This is a genomic window from Nonomuraea candida (assembly GCF_000725485.1).
GTDB lineage: Bacteria > Actinomycetota > Actinomycetes > Streptosporangiales > Streptosporangiaceae > Nonomuraea > Nonomuraea candida.
The window spans coordinates 1-360 of record NZ_JOAG01000160.1; the positions used below are offsets into that span (position 1 = coordinate 1).

Genomic DNA, 360 nt, shown 5'->3' on the forward strand with positions numbered 1-360 from the left:
GGGGTCGATGCCCTTGCGTGCCCGATTGACACCCCACAACAGGTCGTCGCCGACGGAGTAGCAGCCGTGGAAGTAGGTGACGCCCTGGGTGCGGCGGTAGGTGGCCGGCAACCGGTCCGGCTCACCCGCAGGTGCCCAGCCCGTCCCGGCGGTGGGCCGGATACCGAGCGGGCCGAACTCGTCGAAGGCGAAGGTGCGTTCGGGCCGGTGGGTCAGGGCGTACTCGATCGCGTCCAGCTTGGCCTCGAAGTCGGGGTCGGGTGAGTCCTTCCAGGTCTTGGTGCGCTGAAAGGTGATCCCGCGGCGGGCCAGCAGGGTGCGTAACGCCTCCCGGCCGATGGTGATGGCCCGGCCAGGCAG

At 70.3% G+C, this 360-nt stretch carries 1 protein-coding gene; it reads right to left on the reverse strand.

What is annotated here, in order from left to right:
• On the reverse strand, window positions 1-360 hold a 360-nt coding region (locus IO39_RS56430), incomplete at both ends, for a hypothetical protein (protein ID WP_043637783.1).